Consider the following 2,285-nt stretch of genomic DNA (forward strand, 5'->3'; position numbering starts at 1 on the left):
GGCAGCATCCTCGACACCATCCGCAGCATCTCGGAGCAGACCAACCTGCTGGCGCTCAACGCCGCCATCGAGGCCGCCCGTGCCGGCGAGCAGGGCCGCGGCTTCGCGGTGGTGGCCGACGAGGTGCGCAACCTCGCCAGTCGCTCCGCCGCCTCCACCGCCGAGATCCAGGGCATGATCAACCGGCTGCAGGAGCAGAGCGCCCGCGCGGTCAGCGCCATGACCCAGGGCCGCAACCAGAGCCTGGAAGTGGTCACCCAGGCCGATGCCGCCAACGGCGCCCTCGGCCAGATCACCGCCCACATCACCCAGATCAGCGACATGAACATCCAGGTCGCCACCGCCACCGAGGAGCAGTCCAGTGTGGTGGGCGAGATCAACCGCAACGTGGAAGACATCAACCAGCTCACCATGGAGACCGCCGACATCGCCCACCAGCTCACCGAGTCGAGCCGCAGCCTGCAGCACCTCTCCGGCGAGCTGGACAAGCTGGTCGGCAACTTCCGACTTTGAGGCTTTTGACATCACAAGGGGCGCATGGCGCCCCTTTTTGTTGGCCGTTTGTTAACAAAGGCTCAAGTTGGCGCCAGATCCGTCGATTTATACTGTGATAATTCACATCGTCATGATCAGCGAGGAGAACCCATGCTAGAGGGTAAACTGACAATCAAGAGCCAGTTGATACTGGCTGTCGCCGTGCCCTGCCTGGCGCTGCTGCTGGTGGGCGCCGCCAGCCTTCGCAGCATGGGCGCTATCGAACGACAGGCCACCGAGCTATACGAGAACACCGCCACCCCGATGCGGGCCATGGCAGAGGTAGTGTCGCGCATCCCCCGCATGCGGGTGGGGCTCGACATGATGCTGTTACAAGAAACCTCGCTCAAGGATGAAAAAGGGGTGTTGACCCGGGTCAAGGAGACACGGGAAGAGGACATCCCCGAGATGCGCCAAGCCATGCAGCTGGCGGTCAACGCCCAGGTCGATCCTGCCGCGCGGCAAAATGCCCAGCAGCTGTTCGAACAATTCGAAGCGATGGAAAAGAGCGAGTTGCAGCCCATGCTGGCCGCCATGGAACAGGGGGAGATGGAAAGTGCACGGCGCATCTACAAGGAGCGCTACGCGGTAACCTACGGCACCATGCGCAAGAGTGCCAATACCCAGCTCGACGAACTGATGAAGCTGGCCCAGCAGCGTCACGCCATCAGTCAGCAGAGCTTCGCACGGGGCGAAAGCCAGATGCTCGCCATCATAGGAGGCGCACTCGTCATCTGCCTGCTGGTCTCCTTTCTGGTACTGCGTGGCCTGCGCAATCGCGTCAGCTTCCTGCAACAGTACATTGGCTATGCCGCCGAACACCTGGCGCTGGATTCCCGTGCCCAGCTGAAGGGCAATGACGAGCTGGCGGAGATCACGGTGAGCTTCAATCACTTCGTCAGCAAGATCCACAGCGCCATCGAGCAGGTAGCCCGCAACTCCCATCAACTGGCCGCCACCGCCGACGAGGTGGCCGCCAAGGCCCAGCTCACCCAGCACAACTGCACCGCCCAGCGGGATCGCACCGTGCAGGTGGCCACCGCCATCCACGAGATGGGGGCTACCGTGAGCGAAATCGCCGGCAATGCCTCCCTCGCCGCAGAAGTGGCGAGACAGGCCAACGAGCAGGCGGATGCGGGGGCCGGCGTGGTGGCTCAGGCCCGTCATGGCATCGTCGGCCTCTCCGGCGAAATTGAAGGGGTGGCCGGAGTCATCGAGTCGCTGGCCAGCCAGACCGACTCCATTGGCAGCATCCTCGACACCATCCGCAGCATCTCGGAGCAGACCAACCTGCTGGCGCTCAACGCCGCCATCGAGGCCGCCCGTGCCGGCGAGCAGGGCCGCGGCTTCGCGGTGGTGGCCGACGAGGTGCGCAACCTCGCCAGTCGCTCCGCCGCCTCCACCGCCGAGATCCAGGGCATGATCAACCGGCTGCAGGAGCAGAGCGCCCGCGCGGTCAGCGCCATGACCCAGGGCCGCAACCAGAGCCTGGAAGTGGTCACCCAGGCCGATGCCGCCAACGGCGCCCTCGGCCAGATCACCGCCCACATCACCCAGATCAGCGACATGAACATCCAGGTCGCCACCGCCACCGAGGAGCAGTCCAGTGTGGTGGGCGAGATCAACCGCAACGTGGAAGACATCAACCAGCTCACCATGGAGACCGCCGACATCGCCCACCAGCTCACCGAGTCGAGCCGCAGCCTGCAGCACCTCTCCGGCGAGCTGGACAAGCTGGTCGGCAACTTCCG

2 protein-coding genes are annotated in these 2,285 nt (G+C 64.4%); both read left to right on the forward strand.

The window, feature by feature from the left end:
• The coding region (locus AB5Y81_RS21590) for a methyl-accepting chemotaxis protein (RefSeq protein ID WP_368146729.1) at window positions 1-513 on the forward strand (513 nt) is incomplete at its 5' end.
• A gap of 132 nt (window positions 514-645) precedes the next feature.
• Window positions 646-2,285 (forward strand): methyl-accepting chemotaxis protein (locus AB5Y81_RS21595; RefSeq protein WP_368146820.1); only part of this gene is annotated, 1,640 nt, incomplete at its 3' end.

The organism is Aeromonas sp. s2 (assembly GCF_040907935.1).
GTDB classification, from domain to species: domain Bacteria; phylum Pseudomonadota; class Gammaproteobacteria; order Enterobacterales; family Aeromonadaceae; genus Aeromonas; species Aeromonas dhakensis.